The organism is Serratia sp. PL7, from assembly GCF_945957435.1.
In genome coordinates, this window is sequence record NZ_CAMFLB010000005.1 from 406997 (window position 1) to 427002 (window position 20006).

Sequence of the window (20006 nt, forward strand, 5' to 3'; positions counted from 1 at the left end):
TCCTTAGCCAAAAGCAAAGTAGCGTGCTGGGTTTTCCACAAAGAAATCGTGCAGCAGGGCTTCGCCATCAAACCCTGCCTCTTGGGCCTCTTCGATAAATCTTGGCCGCCAGTCGGCCAGAATAAACTTCAACCCCAAGCCGCCTTTACCGTAATGGGCACTCATGGATTTACGGGCGAAATCACCGCCGATGAGAATTTGTTTCTGATAGCCACGTTGGCACAGCGCCAAAATGGCCTGGGTACGGATATGTTCTGGGTAATATTTTATCCGGCTCATACCGTCAAAAGAGAGAAATGCCCCGGTGTTGGCAATCTGACGGTGGAGCCACGGATCGGGGTTACGATCCATATGAGCAAAACACAGGCGGGACAAATCCAGCCCCAACGCTTTAAATATCTGTGCCTGTTCCAACCCCATGGTGCCCATTTCCGTGTGGCTATGCATCGGGGCGCCAGTACGTTGCTGTGCCCTTACGATAACTTCCATGGTTTTCCGTTCCAGCGGGGAGATGGTGTTATAGCCGGTGCCGCATTTCACCACGCCAGCGCGATAATCGCTGCCTTCGATACCTTCAGTGACTTCACGGCTGACGTGTTCTACCAATTCATCAATCGAAGCCCCTTCGACCCACTCAGCAAAGCTTTGCCCCAATCCAGGCCGCTTGCTGCTCCACAGAAACCCTTTGTTAAACCCGGCGGTGGCAATGATATGCAATCGCTGCCGCTTGGCCATCTCGGCTACGGCAACCACCTGGCGGCCATAATCGGGAGCCGTGGCGTCATAAATTGCATTGCCTCCAGCTTGGCGGAAATCCGCCAGTTCGCGTTCTGAAGCCTGTGGATCATCCAGTAACAGATCGTCATCCCCACGCTCTGCCCAATAGGGAGGAATACAGTAAATATGATCGTGGCTGTAAGTGACGCCGAGCTGGTTGGCGGCAATGTCACCATTTAACGTGCGGATGGATCCCATGAGAACGGCTCCCTGGAACGGAAAAGAAGGTAGCTTCAACATAGGTTAAGATCAGTTGACCAGTCAAGTGATCAAGTTCGCAAATTGACCAATCTGTTTTGCACTCGTCGCTGATAAATGACAATGGCCACGCCAAAGCGCAGCCATTGATGGGGAGAGTGGTGTCTGACCTATCTGTCAATTTCACCACGGCTTAACAAGAACTGCAGGCCAGCCTGGCTGGCCTGCAGAGGATTAACGAGAACGCAGATCCAGCGCCACGTCGACGATCATATCTTCCTGGCCGCCCACCATACGGCGCTTACCCAGCTCAACCAGAATATCTACTGCGTTGATACCGTATTTCGCCGCGGCCACTTCACAGTGGCGCAGGAAACTGGAGTAAACCCCGGCATAGCCCAGCGCCAACGTTTCACGATCGACGCGAACGGGCCGATCCTGCAACGGGCGCACCAGATCGTCAGCCGCATCCATCAAGGCATACAGATCCGTGCCATGGTTCCAGCCAAGCTTATCCGCCGCCGCAATAAACACCTCAAGCGGCGCGTTACCGGCTCCTGCCCCCATCCCTGCCAAGCTGGCATCCACACGATCGCACCCTTCTTCTACCGCCACCATCGAGTTGGCAACCCCAAGACTGAGGTTATGGTGCGCATGCATACCGGTTTGCGTTTCTGGTTTCAACACCGCTTTCAAGGCTCGGAAACGGGCTCGGATATCGTTCATATTCATCGCGCCGCCAGAATCCACCACGTAGATGCAGGTTGCCCCGTAACTTTCCATCAGCTTGGCCTGGCTGGCCAGATTTTCCGGCGTCGTCATATGGCTCATCATCAGGAAACCCACGGTATCCATACCCAGCTCACGGGCATAGGCGATATGCTGTTTGGAGACATCGGCTTCGGTACAGTGAGTGGCGACTCGCACCACCCGTGCCCCAGCGTTATAGGCATCCTTCAGATCGTGAATAGTGCCAATACCCGGCAGCAGTAAGGTGGCGATTTTAGCGTGGGTGGTCACATCCGCCGCCGCCTCAATCCATTCCAGATCGGTATGTGCGCCAAAGCCGTAGTTGAAGCTGGAGCCCTGTAGACCATCACCATGTGCCACTTCTATCGAATCTACCTTCGCCGCATCCAGCGCCCTGGCAATGTCCTGCACATTTTGCAGCGTATATTGGTGACGAATAGCGTGCATCCCGTCGCGCAGGGTGACATCCGAGATAGAGATTTTTTTGTCGTTCATAGCCGTTCTCCAGCAACATACGCCATGGCCTGAGCCATACGCTCGGCGGTCGCCAGCGCAGCGGAAGTCATGATATCAAGGTTGCCTGCATAGGCAGGTAGGTAGTGTGCCGCGCCTTCAACTTCCAGAAACACCGAGGTTTTCAGGCCAGAAAAACGACCAATCCCCGGTAAATTAAGCGGTGCATCGGCAGGAATAACATCAAACTGCACTTTCTGCTTCAGGCGATAGCCTGGCACGTAGGCCTGCACGGCCGCCGCCATTTCGTTGATTGAAGCCTCAACCTTGGCTTGATCGACTGATTCACTCAGCACATAGACGGTATCACGCATCATTAAGGACGGTTCCGCCGGGTTCAAAACGATAATCGCTTTGCCCCTCTCAGCCCCGCCGACCACCTCGATCGCCTTGCTGGTTGTTTCGGTAAACTCATCGATATTAGCGCGAGTTCCCGGCCCGGCAGACTTACTGGCAATGGAGGCGATAATTTCGGCGTAATGAACTCTGGCCACCCGTGCTACCGCTGCCACCATAGGGATGGTCGCCTGGCCGCCGCAGGTCACCATATTGACGTTGACCTGGCTGAGGTTTTCCTCCAGGTTCACTACCGGCACGCAATAAGGGCCAATCGCCGCAGGTGTCAGATCGATCAGCCGGATCCCCGGTTTGGCCGCCCGCAGGATGGCATCATTTTTAACGTGTGCGCTCGCACTGGTGGCATCAAAGACAAAATCAATGTCGGCGAATTCCGGCATCTGAATCAGTCCGTTAACACCGGTATGACAGGTTGCAACCCCCATCCGGCGAGCACGAGCCAACCCGTCCGATTCAGGATCGATCCCCACCATCGCCCCCATCTCCAGATGCTGGGCGTTACGCAGGATTTTAATCATCAAATCGGTACCGATATTGCCGGAACCGACGATCGCCACTTTTCTCTTGCTCATCATTGGCTATCCTCATAGAAGTGGGTCGAAACCGTGCCGACGCCTTCAATTGTTGCCATAAAACTGTCACCTGCTTGCACCGGCACCATCGGGCCCAGAGCTCCGGTCAGCACTACATCACCAGCTCGTAACGGCGTGCCGAGGCTGGCCATTTTGCGTGCCAACCAGACGGCAGCATTGATCGGATGCCCAAGACATTCACTGCCACGCCCGCTAGACACCACCTCGTTATTGCGCGTCATGCTCATACCGCAATGTTGCAGGTCCACCTCATCGATCCGACGCACCGGGCCACCCAGCACATACACACCACAGGAAGCGTTATCCGCCACGGTATCAACAAACGCGATCGACCAGTCTTTGATACGGCTGCCCACCACTTCAAGCGCTGGCAATACCCACTCCACTGCGCTACATAACTCATCGAACGTGGTATCGGCATGCGGTAAATCACGATCCAGCACCAACGCAATCTCCGCTTCGATACGCGGCTGCATCACCCGCGAAAATGGAATGCCCTGGTTGGTGCCGTAGCACATGTCGGCAAACAGGGTGCCGAAGTCCGGCTGGTCAACTCCCAGCTGTTGCTGAACCTTGGGATGGGTAAGTCCTACTTTGCGCCCTACCACTCGGCGGCCCGCAGCCTGCCAATGCTGCACGTTCAATTGCTGGATGGCGTAGGCCGCCTCGCCGTTGTCGAGGCCGAGACGTTCGCGCAAGGGCCCAATCACCTTGCCGCTAGCCTCGGACTGCCGTAACGCCTCGGCCAATTGCTCCAGATTGTAATCACTCATCATTCGCTCCCTGATTAATGCTTGAGGAAATCCACAACCATGCGGTTAAAGGTGTCGGCATGTTCCCATTGCGCCCAATGCCCACAGTTGCTGAACACATGCAGCTGTGACCCGGCAATGCCTGCGAGCAGACGCAGCCCGGTATCCATCGGCACAAAGCGATCGTTGCGCCCCCAGACGATCAGCGTTTGGGCTTTGATTTCGCCCAGGCGCGGGCTGAAATCCGGGAACTGCTTCGGATTAACGGACAGGCTCTTGACGAAGTTTTCCAGGTGGTCACGGTGCGCCAGAATATTATCGAGGCGGGTTTTGAACAGCGCTTCGGTCAGATCGCTGGGGTCGTAAACAAAAATGTTCATCATTTTGCGCAAGTTCTCGATGTTTGGTTCGCGATAAAGCCCCTGCAACAGCTTGATCCCTTCCGTTGGCATCGGCACAAAGGGGCTAGCACCACCTGTACCGCCCCACATCAACACCAGTTTGCCAACGCGCTCCGGCCAGGTCAGGGTAAACGCCACGGCGCTGTGGCCGCCCATCGAGTTCCCCAGCAGATGTACCTGCTGCAGATCCAGCGCGTCCACCAGCCCTTTCAAAATGCGCGCATTGAGGTCCGAACGGGAACCGTTACTGACGATTGAATCGCTCTTGCTCCAGCCTGGGAAATCCAACAGGATCACGCGATAACCCGCTGCTACCAGCGGTTCAATATTACGGCTGAAGTTCGCCCAACCGCTGGCTCCGGGGCCGGAACCGTGCAACATAACCACGGTTTGCGCACCGTTGCCACAGTCGTTGTAATGGATACGCAGGCTGGCTTCACCCTCTTGGATCTGCACGAAGCGGCTGGTATTTTCTTCAGTAAGGTCAAAAGATTGCGATGTCATGATGTTGTTCCTTTATCGTTATTATTTTCGCGGTGCGGCGCTGATTGAGCCGAATCCGGTGATCCACTCAGGAAGCTCGCGGTAATAGCGCCCCTCGGTCTGATAAGGACCAAATGCCGATAGCGCAGCAAAGGCGGCCATCCAGGCTTTAACCTCATGGGTCGAACGGCCAGCGATCGCCGACAGTTCGTCATTGCCCAGCCCGTCCAGTTCCGCCAACTGCCCACCGGAAAGAACGTCCATAAACTGGTTGTCCCAGACCGGGTTGAGAGGATGTAAGGTGCTCTGATCCCGCACAAAAGCACGGGCGGCAGTGATAACGCGGTGCTGGCGTAATTGGCGCTCGTCTGCCGGTAATTGGCGGCCACTGCCCAACAGACGGTCACGCATATGAGCATCGGCCCCGGCCAACTGAGGTACCGGTGGCTGGTGCGAAAGCCCACCGGAGCCCAGGATCAACACCCGTTTATCGAGGCCACGGGCAAAACGTCCGATAGCTTCCCCCAGCAGGCGCGTACGCTTGAAGCCAGGCAAGGGTGGCGCGACCCCATTGATAAATACCGGCAGCACCGGGCAGTTTGACAGGCCACCGAGCAAATACTCCAGCGGCTGGGCAAAACCATGATCCACCTGCATGCAATAGGAAACCGCAACATCAACCCCTGCATCCAACACAGATTGAGCGCAGGCTTCGGCCAGTTCCGCAGGCACCGGCAGTTCGCCAGCGGCACTACTGAAGTCTCCAATCGCCGTAGCGGCCATACCAATGCAGAACGGCGGCATGATGTCGTAGAAAAAACCGTTGTAATGATCTGGCGCGAACAGGATCACCAGTTCAGGATCAAATGCCTGGATCCGCTGCCGTGCATCGGCAATGGTTTTTTCCACTTCGGCCAGCACCGCTGGGGCCGGATCAACGTAACCCACCAGCGGGGAATGAGAGAGACAATGGAGATAAGCGTTCATATCAAGCCACCTTGTTTTTAGTCATTAGCGTGTTTAGCGCGGAACGGCTATTCCAGACGGTCCAGGTTCCGGGCGTAAAAGCCCCCCCTCACCTGCTCGCGACACCAGATCAACTCCCTCTCCTGCGTAAGAGAGTGGGGTGAGGAGGGGAAACCGGTTAGCCTTCGCGGGGCTACATCAAGCTCTTTAGTGCCACAAGTGGGTCGGTCAACAGCGTTTCATCAACCGGGTTCCCTTGCTGGATCAACCTGCGCAGATGGCGCATTTCCCGGCCTTGGTTCAGCGTGATGGCCCCCACCAGCCGACCCTCTTGCAACGCAAACCAGATGGCGTTGTGCGCCTCAACGCTGCCGCGCACTAACCAATGTTCACTCTGCATGGCCCCGATAAACTGAATATTGCTGTCGAACTGATCGGTCCAGAACCACACCGGCACCGTGGCCGGTAACGGCTGATCCAACATGGCACAGGCCGCCACCAGTGCCTGCCGGTTGGCGTTATCCCAGGTTTCCAGGCGGACAAGTTGATCCCCTTGACGGCGTAAGGTGACATCTCCAGCCGCATAAATATTGGCAACCGAAGTACGGCAATGGTCGTCGACAATAATGCCGTTGGCGGTCGCTAATCCGGCCTGGGTAGCCAGGCGATCGTTGGCTTCAATGCCAATGCCATAAATCACCGCGTCACCCATCAGCCGTTCGCCGTCCTGCAACGTCAGCACCACGTTTTCCTGTTCCAGGGCGGCGTGCTCAATCTGGGCATTAAGGCAAAGACGCACCTGATGTTGTTGATGCAGGCCCGTCAGATAATCCCGCACCGGCGGTGGAGCATTTCGCCCCATCACCATCGCGGCCTGCTCAATCACCGTCACCTCACAGCCACTCTGCTTCGCACTGGCTGCCAGCTCGAGGCCAATGGTGCCAGCACCGACAATCAGGATCCGTTGGTTGGCAGTCAGTACACCACGTAGCCGCCTGGCATCTGCCGCTGTGCGCAAGGTATGCGATTTATCACCCAACGCATCCAGAGATGTAAGCCGTCGTGCCTTGGCCCCGGTCGCCAACAGCAACCGGTCCCACTCCAATTCTTCACCATCAGCCAACAGCACCGTGTGTTGTAAGGTATCGATCCCGACAACCCGCGTATTGCGGCGCAGGACAATGGCATTCTCCTCATAGAAAGAAGCAGGCAAAATGTCTTGCAACTGCGCAGTGGGCGACAACAACATAGCTTTCGACAAAGGGGGACGTTCGTACGGCATTTCCGGCTCTTCGCCGATCAAGGTAATGCCACCGGTAAACCGCTGTGCACGTAGGGCTGCGGCCGCCATAGCCCCGGCCTGACCGCCGCCGATAATCACTATCTGTTTCATGTTGGCTCCTATAACTGCAATCCGCCCGCCACGTGGCGAATACCCCGAATGGCCAGGCCCGCATCGGCATTGATCATCACGCCGCTCAGCGTCCGGTTGTTACGGCGCGAGGCCAGCATCACGTAAGGGCCGGTAAAATCTTCCGGCACAGGGGAGAATTGCAACGGCAGAATGGCGGCAATCTTTTCCGGCGTCAGCGATTGCATAATCGAGGTGTCCTGCTGCCCAAGCGCCTGTGGACCACGCAAGTCACTGGCCATGCCACAAGGCCCAACGCCATTGACCCGCACCTTGGGGGCCAGTTCATAAGCCAACTGACGGATCAACCCTACGTCAGCATGCTTGCTGGCGGTATACAGCGGGCCACCACCACCGGGATACCAGGCCGCATTGGAAAGCGTGAAGATCATACTGCCGCAAGAGTGGATCAATGCCGGAGCGCTGGCTTTGGCACCCAACAGATAGCCCTTGACGTTAACGGCAAACAGCTCGTTAAAGCCGGACTCTAACTGCTCCGCCGGTGTCGCCAGCAACGAGGCATTATGATCCCAGATACCGGCATTGCCGATAAAACAGTCCAGACGCCCAAAGCGGGACAGCGCCATTGCTACCGCACGCTGATTATCGGCAAAGCAAGTCACGTCCCCCTGCACGGCCACAACCTGCTCGCCAAACTGCTGCTGTAACCGGCTGACCTTTTCCGCTGAACGTTCCAGGGTCGCCACCCTGGCACCTTCCTCAATAAAGCGCGCCACCAGAGCCAGCCCTAACCCTGAGCCGCCACCGGTTATCAGCACTACATCATCTTTGAGATCGGACATCAGGCTTCCTCCGGTAAATCGATGAACACGGCCCCCTCTGACACGGTGACCAGATAGGTTTGCAGCGGCTCCGTGGCGGGCATGCATAGCGCTTTACCGGTTTTCAGGCAAAAGCTGGCCGAATGCAGTGGGCATTCCACGGTCGCGTCATCGTCGATATAGCCCTCGGACATCGAGGCATTGCCATGGCTGCAACGATCGTTGATCGCGTAATATTCACCGCCTACATGAAACAGCGCGATCGTCGGCTCAGTATCGAGCCGGAGAGCTTCCCCCTCCGGCAACGCCCCAACAGAACAAGCATGGATTCGTTTCATCAGAACAGGATGCTCATGTTGTGGGAGGTAATAACCACCTGGTCGAGAATAATTTCACGCCCGCACAGCCCCCAACCCTCTTCGGTTGAACGGCGGCGCAGCAGGTCGGTACGGGTGCCAACGTAGAAGGTTTCGTCGCGCTCTTTTTGCGACCGGTAAAGCAGGTAGTTAACCCTTACGGAGAACACATCGGCCTGCGCCGTTTCGCTGATAATGCAGTTGCTGACCATATGGCGAGTACGGGACGGAGGCTCTTCAGCCCAGGCCATTCCGGTTTCCAGGCGAGCGATCCGGCGTTCCAGCTGTGATTTGGTGTCGTTGAAAATCCAGGTGGTCGGCGGTTGCACCCCTTTACGCCGATCGCGGGTCTGGGCATTAACCATAGTGCGCATGGTGTAGCTCAAATCATCGTCAAGCAGTTCCAACCAGGCGCGGAACGCCCAGTCATCCAACAGGGCGGCTTCGTGGTAGAGAAACTGGGTAATCTGATGCTGGAGTTCCATAGAGATCGGATGGCTCATTTCATCACCTCCTGCTGGTAGGCTGCGGTTTTCTCTTGGACTTCCTGCCAGGTTTCGCTGCTCAGCAAATCCGCCCAACGTTGGTACATGCCGCGCGCGGCGGTTTCGGAAAAGATATAGTTGGTAATGCCGGGAATACCGTCTTCACGGCGTTTTTCCTGATTCAGCCCCATCTCCAGGCACAATGGATTGTTGCGGGCCTGGTGGCCTTTGAGCAGTTTCTGGATCTCAGCCCAGTTTTCCGAATCATCCTGCTCAAGGAAACCGGCAGGGCCAAAGGCTCGGGTAGCGCTGTTTTCAAACGCCGCTTTGGTTTCCGGCGAGGCGGCCTTGTCGGCAATGCAGAATGCCCAGACTTCTACCTGGTCCGGCCCGCGTGGATGCCAGATGCGCAGGGTGGCGGTGCCATTGAGCCAGGAGAGGGTGGGGAAAATATTGTTATGCCCGGCAAGACGCAGGGCACGGATTTTGCCCAAACGCTGCTCGGCTTCGGGGTAGCTTTCCCGGTAGTAGCGCGAGACTTCGCCATCAACCCACACGTTGGCATCCGGTTTTTCGGTAAAGAAGAAGCCACAGCCGTGGCCGTCCTGGCCGAATTGCACCGCGTCTTTGGCGGTTTCCCATACCGGGCGCGGGGTTTGGTCATTACCCAGTTTTTTATCGCTACCGTCCTGCATGCCGCCCAAGACCTGTACCGCCGAGACATGGCTGAACAGGGCATGATACTGATCGCTGGCGAACTGCTCGGCCGGGAACTTCCAGTTGCAGTTAATGACCCACTTCTGCACACCACCGACAATTTCGGTGCCGCCTTCCCGCCGATCCAGCAAACCATCCAGATACCAGGCCATATCCCCCAGATATTCTTTGAGTGGCGGAGCACTGGTATCCCAGTTGCCAAATATCAGGCCTTTATAGCTTTCGACACCGGGCACTTCCTTCAGCCCCCAATGCGATTTGCACAGTCCTTGCGGGTAGGCACGTGGCTCTAACGGCACCTCGACCAATTCGCCATCGATGCCATAAGACCAGCCGTGGTAAGGACAGGTAAAAGCGCGGGTATTGCCGCTGTCCGCGTAGCTGACACGCATTGCACGGTGGCGGCACTGGTTGAGAAACGCCTTGATGGAGCCATCTTTCTGACGGATAACGACTACCGCGTCTTCCCCCATGTAGGTGTTAAAAAAATCGCCGGGTTTGGGGATCTGACTTTCATGGGCCAGAAACAGCCAGCAGCGGCCAAATATACGCTCCAGCTCTAATTGATAAATGTCCGGATCGGTATAGATCCGTGGCAGAACTTGCCCATTCCGGGTGTCGATCAGGCTATAAACATCTAATTTTGCGTTGGTGGTCATATTATTTGATCCTCATCCAAGAGATGTATTGACCTTCGTAGGGGTTACGCAAAGGATGTTGCTTTCCAGTTACTATTTTGTGAAATAGTAAAAAACGACCGTACCAGACATTTTTTCTATGATGGGAGAAAAAGGCATGGAGCTAAGACACTTACGTTATTTTGTCGCGGTAGCCGAAGAACTCAATTTCACCCGGGCCGCCGAGAGGCTACATACGTCGCAGCCTTCATTGAGCAGCCAGATAAAAGATCTTGAGGGTTGTGTGGGCGCGCCATTATTAATCAGAAATAATCGCCAGGTTTCGCTAACCCGCGCCGGAGAAGTATTTTTACATCAGGCGATCAATATTCTTGAATTGTCAGAGCAGGCAAAACAGTTGGCGCGCAAGGCCATGGAACAACAGGTTCGGCTGATCATTGGCTTTGTGCCCTGTGCGGAAGTGAACATCCTGCCTGACGTTCTGCCCCAGTTACGCCTGCGGCTACCGGCGTCCAGTATCGAACTGGTGAGTATCATTACCACTCAGCAAGAAGATAAGTTATTGAAAGGAGAGATTGACGTTGGTTTTATGCGCCGCCCGATTATCAGTAATCAACTGAACTACCGGGTGGTTTATCGTGAGCCCTTGGTAGTGGTGATGCCCATTGATCATCCACTGAGTAAAGAATCGCAGCTAGAGCCGCAACATCTTGATGGCGAGAATTTTATCAGCACCGATCCGGCCCACTCCGGCGCGTTACACCAGATGGTGACTGCCTACCTCGCCGAATCCCACAGCAAGCCCAAGATCGTGCAGGCAGCAACCAACATTCTGGTCACCATGAATCTGGTAGGAATGGGGCTGGGCCTGTCTATTGTGCCGCGCTATGTCAGCCATTTTCAGTCATCGAACGTGGTCTTCCGCCCGCTACCGGCCAGTGCACCACAGATTGAATTATTGATGGCATGGCACAGAGAGAATAACAGCCCAGCGCTGGCACAAATGATTGACCTGGTGGAAGAACAACCTGAGGTTTAGCTGTATCGAGCCTGCTTCTCCTTGAAGTGGCCACCTCGGTTTTAGTGATTTTTGCCCCCCCTCCACAAGGTCACATAGTGACTTATGGCAAAGAATACAGAGCTCGCCATTATGAAAATGGTTACCACACAGTGGTTCCTCATCTAGCACTCGTTATCTCAGCTCATGTTTAGTGGCTGATTTTCGCCAAATCGTCTGCCGAGAGGCCGGTCAATTTCATCACCTGGGCGCGATCGAAGCCATCAGCCAGCATGGAACTCGCAATTTTCAGGACCGCCTCCCGACCTTTCTCAATACCTTTCTCAATACCTTTCTCAATACCTATCTCGATACCTATCTCAATACCTTGTTGTTTGAGATATTCTGCAATAGTCATCAATTCCTCCTCGTGCTGTGGTGCACGCCTCGCCAACTCGTGGATCAATACACCCGGTTCAGTCGTGCTCCCCACCTGCAACATATAGTTAATCAACGATATGAGTTGCTCTTTGGTAGTGTATCCGGCCAGCAATAATGTGACCAGTTGTTCCTTGAGTTCAGCCAGATCACGTAGGCGCACGTGCTTTTGCAACAGTTCAAGAATGGCCATACGGCGATGTTGCATGATGTCATCGTCTGGAATGATGGTGACATCAACCAAAGGAAAATGGCCTGCATAGAGCTGCCTGGCCAGCTCGGGTTCACTAAATTCCTCTAGCCAACTCATGGTATAGGGATAAGGCGTCACCTGACCGTGATAAAAGAGCATTGGGATAACCAGCGGAAGCTGGTCATGACCCGCTTCCAGATGGCGATGCATCGCGGCAATGGCATAGCGTACGAGTCGAAATGCCATGTGCTTATCGGGTGAGCTTTGATGCTCAAGCAAAACGTACACATAACCGTCCCCCTGCTCCGTGTGCAACGAATAGAGTACGTCGGAGTAGTAAGCACGCAGGCCACTCTCGATAAAACTACCAGATTCTAGTTTTAGCGTATTCAGATCGCAAAATTGCAGCAAGGCAGGCGGCAAGTGCAATTCCAGAAAATCTCGGGCCGTATCTGGGTGAGTCAGAAACTGTTTAAATACCGCATCGTGCAGTGTAGGAGTGGTTTTTTTCATGTTGGTCATCCTGGACTTAACATAAAAAACCTACCACAGGCATTCGCCCACTCACATTATGACAGTATTTATATGGAATCTGACTCGCATGCGGGCGCCCCTACGATGCCTCTTTGCGCACTACGTTGACCCGCCAGATACCAAAGCACACCAGCACCAGCGCCACGGCATAACGCCATTCCGTGATGCTTTCCTGTAAGAAAATGGCCGATAATACCGCACCGGAAACCGGGATCAGGAAGTTGAACGGCGCAATCATGCCCACGCGGTTATATTTCAGCAGCAGGCTCCAGAGCGCAAAAGCAACCGAGGACAGCAGCGCCAGGTAGCTCAGGATCGCCACCGATGCCCAGCCGTGGAACTCTAACCGGCCCCCCGCCAGATATCCCCCAACCGTCAGCATCACACCGCCGATGGCCAGTTGCCAGCCGGTCATGATCGTCGGATCGACGGTCTGCGAAATGCGCTTGCCATACAGCGTAGCGGCCGAAAGGATAAACGCGGCGATCACCACAAAACCGTCCCCCAGCCAGCTAAAGCTGAAGTCCATCAGTTGACTGTTGAAGTTCACCACCATCACCCCGGCAAAACCCACCACGCAGCCGACGATTTTATTCATGCTAAGACGATCGTTTTTATAAATGAAATGCGCCAGCAACACGCTAAAGAAGGTGCCGGTCGCATTCATGATCGATCCTTTTACCCCAGTGGTGTAGGCCAGACCGATATAGAAGAAGACGTATTGCAGCGCCGTTTGCGTGCTCCCTAACACCACCAACTGTGAATACTGGCGTCGTGACAAACGGCCGATGGGCTTACCCTGCAAGATGGCAAACAGCAGTAATAAGGCCCCTGCAATCACAAAGCGGTAACCGGCAAAGACGATCTTGCCGGGGAGATCGTCGGTGGCGATCTGGAAAATGTCATAGCCGTTTTTAATCGCCGGGTAGGCACTGCCCCACAGCAAACAGCAGAAAGCCGCACACAGCCAAACGAACTTCGGCTGGGTAAACAACGACAGGTTAGTCTTCACGCCCCTTTCCTTTCAAAAAATTAAAATCCCGTTTCATAATTACGTATTATCCGTAAAAACAAAAAAATAGCCCGTTGTTTAATCAATAATCTGGCTGAGCCATTCTCTGTCACAACGCGTTATGATAGGGGCAAGAAAATCAAAGTTCAGGAGAGCATGGCGTGTCTACCGCAACCTTTAGTCGTTTAACCTCCCTTCTTGACCAGCAGCAGGCGCGCTATCGCGTGGTTGAGCATCCCACGGCAGGAAAATCCGAAGAAGTCGCCAAGATACGCGGCACCCAGTTGGGGCAAGGGGCGAAAGCGTTGGTGTGCCACGTCAAGGGCAACGGCATCAAGCAGCACGTGCTGGCCATCCTGCCCGCCGACCAACAGGCCGATCTCGGCGCGTTGGCGCAGGGTGTTGGCGGTACTCGCGCCTCACTGGCCAGCCCGGTTGAAGTCGACCAACTGACCGACTGCGTCTTTGGCGCGATCCCGCCGTTCAGCTTCCACCCGGATTTGCTGCTGGTCGCCGACCCGCTACTGTTTGAACGCTTTGACGAGTTGGCCTTTAATGCTGGCACGCTGGAGCGTTCGCTGATCCTCAACGCTGGAGATTATCAGAGGATTGCTCAGCCTAGATTGGTGAATTTCATTCGCATGGAGTGAGCTCCGGCCCCCTCACCCCAACCCTCTCCCCCAGGAGAGGGAGCTGCTACGGCGTTGCTGTTTTGTGCAGAGTTTAACTTTAATATATTGATATATAGGATAAATACATTAGCCAACAGGTGGCACGTACGGTTCCCCTAGGAGAGGGAGTTGCTACGGCGTTGTCGTTATGTGCAGAGTTTAACTTTAATATATTGATATATTAGGATAAATACATTAGCCAACAGGTGGCACGTACGGTCCCCTCAGGAGAGGGAGCTGCTACGGCGTTGTCGTTTTGTGCAGAGTTTAATTTTAATGTATTGATATATAGGATAAATAAATTAGCCAACAGGTGGCACGCACGGTCCCCTCAGGAGAGGGAGCTGCTACGGTGTTGCCGTTTTGTGCAGAGTTTAACTTTAATATATTGATATATAGGATAAATAAATTAGCCAACAGGTGGCACGTACGGTTCCCCTAGGAGAGGGAGTTGCTACGGCGTTATCGTTATGTGCAGAGTTAAACTTTAATATATTGATATATAGGATAAATAAATCAGCCAACAGGTGGCACGTACGGTCCCCCCAGGAAAGGGAGTTGCTACGGCGTTGTCGTTTTGTGCAGAGATTAACTTTAATATATTGATATATAGGATAAATAAATTAGCCAACAGGTGGCACGTACGGTCCCCTCTCCCTTTGGGAGAGGGTTAGGGTGAGGGGAAATCGCTCAATTTTATTGATTCTGTAACAGCAGCTTGGCCATATTGATAGCCTCAATCAGCTGTGGCCGGTTAACCCGTAGCGACTGGCTGTCCAACAGGCGTTGCCATAAGCTTATCGCCTTGGCATATTCCGTATGCATAAAGGCATCGGCAGCCAGCAACATCAACGCCGAGACCTCATCCTTATCCAGTGCCAAAGCCTTTGCTATATTGCTCTCCACCTGCGGGGTAATACGCTGGCCTGCCTGGTAATAAAGCACTGTTGCCAACGCCGAGTAAAGTTCGGCATTCGCCCCCCGCAGAGCCAATGCCCGCTGATAGGCCGCCTGCGCATCGGCAAAATTATCGTTAAACAGATAATATTCCCCCAGCTGCGCCCACAACACGCTGTCCTGCGGTGACTGGTCGATCTGTTGCTGTAACTGCTGAAACTCGCTTTCGGCCTGCTGATGAGGCGTGAGCGGTTGGACGGGCAAGCTGCGCTTATGCTGTTCGGCCAACACGGTAACCGGACGGCCGCTGGCCACATACCAACCCGCGGAAAGGCCGAGCACCAGCACGATAAACAGCAGAGGGTAAGAACGCGATTTCATTCCGCTTTCCTCCGCCGCCATAACACCAGCCCAATCGCCCCTAACATCAGCGGTGGCAGCCCCCAGAGTAACAACGTCGAGGGCTCAAAAGCCGGTTGGTAGCGGACAAAGTTACCGTAGCGTGCCGTCATAAAACTCATGATTTCCTCCTGCGTTTTGCCTTGTTCGGTCATGGCAAACACCTCATGGCGCATGGCGACCGCCGCAGGGGCATTGGACTCCAGCAGGCTCTGATTCTGGCATTGCGGGCAACGGATCTGGCCTGCCACCGTCAGCGCCCGCTCCTGCATTTCCGGCGAGGTGAATGCCCAGGTATCGACGATCTGGGCCGCCAGCGGCAACGTGATGCTCCCCCACAACAACAGAGCAGTTAACCAGCGCATGCTTGCCTCCTTTGCCAACCGGCGGCCAACACGCCAATCATCATCAACGCCCCACCCCACCAGATCCAACGGATGCCGGTCTGCACATAAAAGCGCATGGCATAACGCTGCTCGCCACTTTTTTCGCCCATCACCACGTACCAGTCATGGAAAGCGTTCCAGTCGATGCCTGGCTCAAACATCTGTTGGCGGCGGGCGGTGTAAAACCGCCTTTCAGGCGTTAACTGGGCCACGGGCTTGCCTTGCTGAGTAACCTCAATCACCGCCTGTTCACTGGTGAAATTAGCCTGAGCCTGTAGATCTACCGAACGCAGCGTAAATTGGTATCCCGCCAGGCTAACCGTCTCACCCACGGTGACGTTCAGGCTGATTTCATGGCGTTGCAGCGCCGAACTGGCAATGCCTAATGCCGTCAGCAGCACTCCTGCGTGAGCGATCCACTGGGCATAACGCCGCCGCCTGAATCCGCCGTAACACATCAACACCAAACCCAGCAGCCCAAACGGCAGCAGTACCAGATTGAAATAAGGCGCGCCAACCGAGATCTGCCCCCACCCCATTATCCGATAGAGCATCGGGTACAAAGTCCCCACCAGCACGATCAGTGCGGCGGAACTGAGAAGCAACAAGGCGCCGAGCAATGCAGGTTTCAACGGGGACATAACGGCTTTCCCCCGGTTGGCACGTAATGCATAAATCAAAAACGATGAACCACTAAGGAACGCAAACAGGATAAACAGCGGCAATGCACGCTGCTCATCCAACGCAAAGGCGTGCACTGAAACCAGGATGCCAGAACGCACAATCAGGGTGCCCAGCAGGCTGAGAACAAAGGTGCCTAACGTCAGCAATAGCGACCAATGCCGCAATCCTCCGGTACGCTGGCCGACTGCCAAACTGTGTAACAAAGCGGTCGCGGTCAGCCAAGGGAGCAGTGAAGCATTCTCCACCGGATCCCAGAACCACCAACCGCCCCAGCCCAACTCGCTGTAAGCCCACCAGGACCCCAAAATAATCCCGGCAGTGAGGAAACACCAGGCCGGTTTGGCCCAGCGCAGGCACTGCCCGGCAATCTCGGCGCTAAACTCCCCTTGCAGCAAAGCAGCAAGCATCAGAGCACTACAGGTGGCAAACCCTGCATAGCCCAAATAGAGCAGAGGAGGGTGCAGGACCAGGCCGATATGTTGCAGCATCGGGTTCAGATCGCGCCCTTGAACCGCGGCGGGGAAGAGCCGAACGAAAGGATCGGAGAAGAACAGGATGAAAAGCAGAAAACAGCCGACGATCAACGCCAGAATGGCCAGCGTGAGCGGCTGTAGTGAGCGCATCGATTTAGGGCTGAACAAGGCAAAGCAGGCAGACCAACCGGCCAGGCACAGCAGCCAGAGCAGCAGCGAGCCTTCGTGCCCGCCCCACAGCGCCCCAGCCTTCATCAGCGGTGGCAACTGGCTGTGACCATGCTGTGCTACGTACATGACCGAGAAGTCATTTTGCAAAAACAGCTGTAGCAGAATGGCGAAAGACAGTGCGATTAACACAAAAATGCTCAGGCTCCAGCCACGCACTGGCAACAGCGCACCCCAACGGCGATCCATCAACGTCAACAGCGTAATGCCAGCCAGCAGCAGCGACGCCGTACAGGCCAGCAATAACGCAATAAATCCCAGCTCGGGTAACCACAACACATCTACCGCCTTATTCTCTTCTATCTGTCCTGCTCTACCCTATGGATTTAAAGTCGGCCGCTCATGCGCATCCCTGCGCTCGCGGCATTCGTACATCCTTGTACAGCACTACCAGGCGACAAGCTTGTTCATCCCCAGGAGCTTACTTTTAGTAAGTGACCGGGGTGGGTAAGTGCAGGTAACAACGCTGCGGCTTGAAAGACGACGGGTAAGCACTCAGGCAACCGTCATCTGCCCGGCATACAGAATAAAATAACGCAGCAACAGCACGCCACACAGGCTAGCGCCGCTGATCAACAGGATATGGAAATGCGCTTTCCCCCAGCCCAGAGCTTTCAGCAGCAATGGCATAATCAGCCCGCAACCAACAACGCCCAACCAGAACCACCAGGACCAGAACCCACCGCCAAGCGCGGCCGACAAGGCACGGAGTTTGCCGTCATCCCCCAGCCACAGGCCGATGAAGAACGCCGCCAGCAGGAAGATCTCCAGCCACACCACCGGCGTCTCCAGGCGATGCAGGAAATGCACTTCCCGGCTGTGCAGATGACCTTTAGGTCCGAAGGCCGCCACCAGCAGTGCCACCGCGATCCCGGACGAAACGCCAGAGAACAGGAACAGCACCGGTAACAGCGGGTTATTCAGCATCGGGTACGACTTCAGCGCCGAGAGCAGGAAACCGGTATAAGCCCCCAACAGCACCGCCAACACCAACATTACCGTTTCTATTGGCCGCAACAGCGGCAGCAAGCGCTGCAGCAGGCGTGGGATCACCGACAACTTTGGCAACCAACGCTGTTGCAGCGCCGCCACCTCGTCACGGAAGATCAGCGCCAGCCAGACCACCAGCACCACCATGTAGACTTGGAACAGCATCACCCCCATCGACATCACCGAGGTGAAGCTATAGTGGAACATCAGTTTCCAGAAGGTCCACGGGCGGGTCAGGTGGAAAATCAGGATCACCAGCCCAAGCATGACCGAGGTTGGTGCGATAAACAGCGTGGTTAACATCACCCGGCTGTTTGAGGCCCCCTCCTCTGGATGATAACGGCGCAACAGGATAGCCAGGGTGACCAAACCGGCAGAGATGCCGATCAGGAACAGGTAAATCGCAATGGGCCAGTCCCAGACCAGAGAGTCAAAATGAAAGGCAGAAGTCATTGACTTGTCTCCCCATATTTAAACGGCACGCGATACATTTTTGGCCGTGTCCCCAAGGCTATCTTGTAGCGATAAGTGGTCTTTTGCTGCAGCAGACGCGAAATATCACTGTGTGGATCGTCGAGATTGCCAAAGGTTAATGCCTTGGTGGGGCACGACAGAACACAGGCTGGCTGCTTGCCCTATAGCGCGCGAAAAAATTTGATACCAAATTGAAAAACTATTGATACATCAAAAAAAAGGTGAATCAAGAATATTTGATACTAAAAGACCAGGGCCTAAATTGATTATTCATGCCTTAAAATTTACTTCATCTCCGTAAGGTGAACGCCAGGAAAACGAGGTTGTCAGTATTGCTATCCAGTCGCTTTCCCCGAAAACCATGCGGAACAGCATTCCCCACAAAAACACGGTCAACACCGAATTAAATTTCCGAATACTCCATCCAATAACCACGTGGGCATAAATCACCTGCATTATAGATATCTCCATCCGTAGCGGTGGTATTTATGACGCTGCCTCTACACAGACAGCGGGGTACATTTATGCGCCCAGGGACTCTTTGAGTGATAACTCTGCCTCATCCAGCGGGTTTCCTGCTCCGGAGTAACTGAACATGTGATAATGCTCTCCTGGTGTTACTGAATCACCCACATACACATCGAACAGCACCTGCGCTCCTGCATCTGACAGGCTTACCAGGCGCTTTGCGGAATAGGTCACCTCTTTGCTGACCGTAACCAGCTGGCATGATGCCCCCAGCTCAGGATACGAAACCAGTTCTTTTACTTCTTTTGTTACTGTGAACGACATAATTTTCTCCTGCTTATCCCGGCTGGCTGGTCTGACTGACTGCCAGTTGTTTAGAGCCGCCTTTGCCTGTGACGTTTACCGTCAGGAGCCCTGATGAATATGTCCAGGCGATATCTATCTCGGCGGCATTATTGATTTGTGAAAATGTCTCCACCAGATATCCATTGATGAATCTCAGTATTTTGTATGCAGGGAACTGAAAACCTCCATTGGCGGCTATCTGAATCTCACCGGACTGCGTGGTTATCTTCAGGGTTTTTGTCGCGCTCGCTAACATGGCATTTTCATGAAGGTATTTCTTCAGGAAGCGGACGCGCTTAATCACAATATCCGCGCCGTTATTTGAGCGTGAGAAGTAAATACCGTTTGAGGAGCCAGCAATTCCTGTCACGAACTCCACCCGCATTTTTCTGGGTGTCGTTGACAGCGTGAAAGTTGTCGAGACTTTACCTGTCCCGGAAACAATACCGCCGAAAGTGAAGTCTTCAGTACCGCTGGCGCAGTATGCCTCCACCTCTATGATGTATGATTTCTCCGGTTCAAACAGTCCAGATGATGCAGCATAGCTAAAAATGCCGGTGCTGGCGAAACCCGCCATCAGCACCATTTCATTACCGCGGGCACGCAGATAATTAGACAGCAGGTTGCCATAGAGGGAC

General features: G+C 54.5%; 20 protein-coding genes and 2 pseudogenes. 2 read left to right on the forward strand and 20 right to left on the reverse strand.

Annotated features, from left to right (window positions below):
* Positions 1-3: 3 nt before the first annotated feature.
* From N6G83_RS24275 to hcaE, 11 genes are all read right to left on the reverse strand, one after another.
* Positions 4-975: a phosphotriesterase gene (locus tag N6G83_RS24275; protein WP_211134811.1), complete on the reverse strand. Its 972-nt coding sequence runs from the start codon at positions 973-975 to the stop codon at positions 4-6.
* Between the two features lie 234 nt (positions 976-1209).
* Positions 1210-2220: a 4-hydroxy-2-oxovalerate aldolase gene (gene mhpE / locus N6G83_RS24280; RefSeq protein WP_260524034.1), complete on the reverse strand. Its 1011-nt coding sequence runs from the start codon at positions 2218-2220 to the stop codon at positions 1210-1212.
* Positions 2217-3167 carry an acetaldehyde dehydrogenase (acetylating) gene (locus tag N6G83_RS24285; protein WP_024530783.1) on the reverse strand — a complete coding sequence of 317 codons (951 nt, stop codon included), beginning with the start codon at positions 3165-3167 and terminating at the stop codon, positions 2217-2219. The genes mhpE and N6G83_RS24285 overlap by 4 nt, the downstream gene beginning before the upstream one ends.
* A complete protein-coding gene (gene mhpD, locus N6G83_RS24290) occupies positions 3167-3961 on the reverse strand; it encodes a 2-keto-4-pentenoate hydratase (protein WP_211134818.1) in 795 nt (264 codons plus the stop codon). The genes N6G83_RS24285 and mhpD overlap by 1 nt, the downstream gene beginning before the upstream one ends.
* 14 nt (positions 3962-3975) lie before the next feature.
* A complete protein-coding gene (locus tag N6G83_RS24295) occupies positions 3976-4845 on the reverse strand; it encodes an alpha/beta fold hydrolase (protein WP_260524035.1) in 870 nt (289 codons plus the stop codon).
* A 21-nt stretch (positions 4846-4866) separates the two neighbouring features.
* Positions 4867-5811: a 3-carboxyethylcatechol 2,3-dioxygenase gene (mhpB, locus tag N6G83_RS24300; protein ID WP_024530780.1), complete on the reverse strand. Its 945-nt coding sequence runs from the start codon at positions 5809-5811 to the stop codon at positions 4867-4869.
* A 172-nt stretch (positions 5812-5983) separates the two neighbouring features.
* Positions 5984-7183, reverse strand: coding sequence for a 3-phenylpropionate/cinnamic acid dioxygenase ferredoxin--NAD(+) reductase subunit (gene hcaD / locus N6G83_RS24305; protein WP_211134813.1), 1200 nt, complete (start codon positions 7181-7183; stop codon positions 5984-5986).
* 8 nt (positions 7184-7191) lie between these two features.
* On the reverse strand, positions 7192-8004 hold the full coding sequence (gene hcaB / locus N6G83_RS24310) for a 3-phenylpropionate-dihydrodiol/cinnamic acid-dihydrodiol dehydrogenase (protein ID WP_211134814.1): 813 nt from the start codon (positions 8002-8004) through the stop codon (positions 7192-7194).
* Positions 8004-8321: a 3-phenylpropionate/cinnamic acid dioxygenase ferredoxin subunit gene (hcaC, locus tag N6G83_RS24315; RefSeq protein WP_024530777.1), complete on the reverse strand. Its 318-nt coding sequence runs from the start codon at positions 8319-8321 to the stop codon at positions 8004-8006. Before hcaC ends, hcaB begins: the two co-directional genes overlap by 1 nt.
* Complete coding sequence (hcaF, locus tag N6G83_RS24320) at positions 8321-8842, reverse strand: 3-phenylpropionate/cinnamic acid dioxygenase subunit beta (RefSeq protein WP_024530776.1); 522 nt, start codon at positions 8840-8842, stop codon at positions 8321-8323. The genes hcaC and hcaF overlap by 1 nt, the downstream gene beginning before the upstream one ends.
* On the reverse strand, positions 8839-10200 hold the full coding sequence (hcaE, locus tag N6G83_RS24325; protein WP_211134815.1) for a 3-phenylpropionate/cinnamic acid dioxygenase subunit alpha: 1362 nt from the start codon (positions 10198-10200) through the stop codon (positions 8839-8841). Before hcaE ends, hcaF begins: the two co-directional genes overlap by 4 nt.
* A gap of 136 nt (positions 10201-10336) precedes the next feature.
* Between hcaE and hcaR the strand changes: the two genes are divergently transcribed.
* Positions 10337-11218, forward strand: a complete 882-nt coding sequence (hcaR, locus tag N6G83_RS24330) for a DNA-binding transcriptional regulator HcaR (RefSeq protein WP_074027895.1) — start codon at positions 10337-10339, stop codon at positions 11216-11218.
* 169 nt (positions 11219-11387) lie between these two features.
* Here the strand turns inward: hcaR and N6G83_RS24335 are convergent, their stop codons facing one another.
* Positions 11388-12329 carry an Rpn family recombination-promoting nuclease/putative transposase gene (locus N6G83_RS24335; RefSeq protein ID WP_211134816.1) on the reverse strand — a complete coding sequence of 314 codons (942 nt, stop codon included), beginning with the start codon at positions 12327-12329 and terminating at the stop codon, positions 11388-11390.
* A gap of 91 nt (positions 12330-12420) precedes the next feature.
* On the reverse strand, positions 12421-13353 hold the full coding sequence (locus N6G83_RS24340) for a DMT family transporter (RefSeq protein WP_211134817.1): 933 nt from the start codon (positions 13351-13353) through the stop codon (positions 12421-12423).
* A gap of 161 nt (positions 13354-13514) precedes the next feature.
* Here N6G83_RS24340 and N6G83_RS24345 point away from each other — a divergent pair, with 161 nt between their 5' ends.
* Positions 13515-14003, forward strand: a complete 489-nt coding sequence (locus tag N6G83_RS24345) for a YbaK/prolyl-tRNA synthetase associated domain-containing protein (protein ID WP_024530323.1) — start codon at positions 13515-13517, stop codon at positions 14001-14003.
* A 717-nt stretch (positions 14004-14720) separates the two neighbouring features.
* On the opposite strand, the gene N6G83_RS24350 is transcribed toward N6G83_RS24345, so the two are convergent.
* The 7 genes and pseudogenes from N6G83_RS24350 to N6G83_RS24380 form a co-directional block, all read right to left on the reverse strand.
* On the reverse strand, positions 14721-15302 hold the full coding sequence (locus tag N6G83_RS24350) for a heme lyase NrfEFG subunit NrfG (protein WP_211135695.1): 582 nt from the start codon (positions 15300-15302) through the stop codon (positions 14721-14723).
* Complete coding sequence (locus N6G83_RS24355) at positions 15299-15685, reverse strand: cytochrome c-type biogenesis protein CcmH (RefSeq protein WP_211135696.1); 387 nt, start codon at positions 15683-15685, stop codon at positions 15299-15301. The genes N6G83_RS24350 and N6G83_RS24355 overlap by 4 nt, the downstream gene beginning before the upstream one ends.
* Positions 15673-17370 carry a heme lyase NrfEFG subunit NrfE gene (nrfE, locus tag N6G83_RS24360; RefSeq protein ID WP_211135697.1) on the reverse strand — a complete coding sequence of 566 codons (1698 nt, stop codon included), beginning with the start codon at positions 17368-17370 and terminating at the stop codon, positions 15673-15675. The genes N6G83_RS24355 and nrfE overlap by 13 nt, the downstream gene beginning before the upstream one ends.
* 216 nt (positions 17371-17586) lie before the next feature.
* Positions 17587-18534 (reverse strand): cytochrome c nitrite reductase subunit NrfD, encoded by a 948-nt coding sequence (nrfD, locus tag N6G83_RS24365; RefSeq protein WP_211135698.1) that lies wholly within the window; start codon positions 18532-18534, stop codon positions 17587-17589.
* A pseudogene (locus N6G83_RS24370) lies at positions 18531-18716 on the reverse strand (cytochrome c nitrite reductase Fe-S protein); the annotation flags it as partial. The gene nrfD and the pseudogene N6G83_RS24370, both read right to left, overlap by 4 nt.
* A gap of 361 nt (positions 18717-19077) precedes the next feature.
* Complete coding sequence (locus N6G83_RS24375; RefSeq protein WP_161283480.1) at positions 19078-19347, reverse strand: hypothetical protein; 270 nt, start codon at positions 19345-19347, stop codon at positions 19078-19080.
* Between the two features lie 13 nt (positions 19348-19360).
* Positions 19361-20006, reverse strand: a pseudogene (locus N6G83_RS24380) (endo-N-neuraminidase); the annotation flags it as partial.

Coding starts and splice junctions, on each gene's coding strand:
- N6G83_RS24295 (WP_260524035.1), bottom strand. CDS start 4,845: ATGACATCGCAATCTTTTGACCTTACTGAAGAAAATACCAGCCGCTTC.
- hcaB (WP_211134814.1), bottom strand. CDS start 8,004: ATGTCCGATCTCAAAGATGATGTAGTGCTGATAACCGGTGGCGGCTCA.
- mhpB (WP_024530780.1), bottom strand. CDS start 5,811: ATGAACGCTTATCTCCATTGTCTCTCTCATTCCCCGCTGGTGGGTTAC.
- hcaD (WP_211134813.1), bottom strand. CDS start 7,183: ATGAAACAGATAGTGATTATCGGCGGCGGTCAGGCCGGGGCTATGGCG.
- N6G83_RS24285 (WP_024530783.1), bottom strand. CDS start 3,167: ATGAGCAAGAGAAAAGTGGCGATCGTCGGTTCCGGCAATATCGGTACC.
- hcaC (WP_024530777.1), bottom strand. CDS start 8,321: ATGAAACGAATCCATGCTTGTTCTGTTGGGGCGTTGCCGGAGGGGGAA.
- hcaF (WP_024530776.1), bottom strand. CDS start 8,842: ATGAGCCATCCGATCTCTATGGAACTCCAGCATCAGATTACCCAGTTT.
- mhpD (WP_211134818.1), bottom strand. CDS start 3,961: ATGAGTGATTACAATCTGGAGCAATTGGCCGAGGCGTTACGGCAGTCC.
- nrfD (WP_211135698.1), bottom strand. CDS start 18,534: ATGACTTCTGCCTTTCATTTTGACTCTCTGGTCTGGGACTGGCCCATT.
- N6G83_RS24355 (WP_211135696.1), bottom strand. CDS start 15,685: ATGCGCTGGTTAACTGCTCTGTTGTTGTGGGGGAGCATCACGTTGCCG.
- N6G83_RS24350 (WP_211135695.1), bottom strand. CDS start 15,302: ATGAAATCGCGTTCTTACCCTCTGCTGTTTATCGTGCTGGTGCTCGGC.
- hcaE (WP_211134815.1), bottom strand. CDS start 10,200: ATGACCACCAACGCAAAATTAGATGTTTATAGCCTGATCGACACCCGG.
- N6G83_RS24335 (WP_211134816.1), bottom strand. CDS start 12,329: ATGACCAACATGAAAAAAACCACTCCTACACTGCACGATGCGGTATTT.
- N6G83_RS24375 (WP_161283480.1), bottom strand. CDS start 19,347: ATGTCGTTCACAGTAACAAAAGAAGTAAAAGAACTGGTTTCGTATCCT.
- hcaR (WP_074027895.1), top strand. CDS start 10,337: ATGGAGCTAAGACACTTACGTTATTTTGTCGCGGTAGCCGAAGAACTC.
- mhpE (WP_260524034.1), bottom strand. CDS start 2,220: ATGAACGACAAAAAAATCTCTATCTCGGATGTCACCCTGCGCGACGGG.
- N6G83_RS24275 (WP_211134811.1), bottom strand. CDS start 975: ATGGGATCCATCCGCACGTTAAATGGTGACATTGCCGCCAACCAGCTC.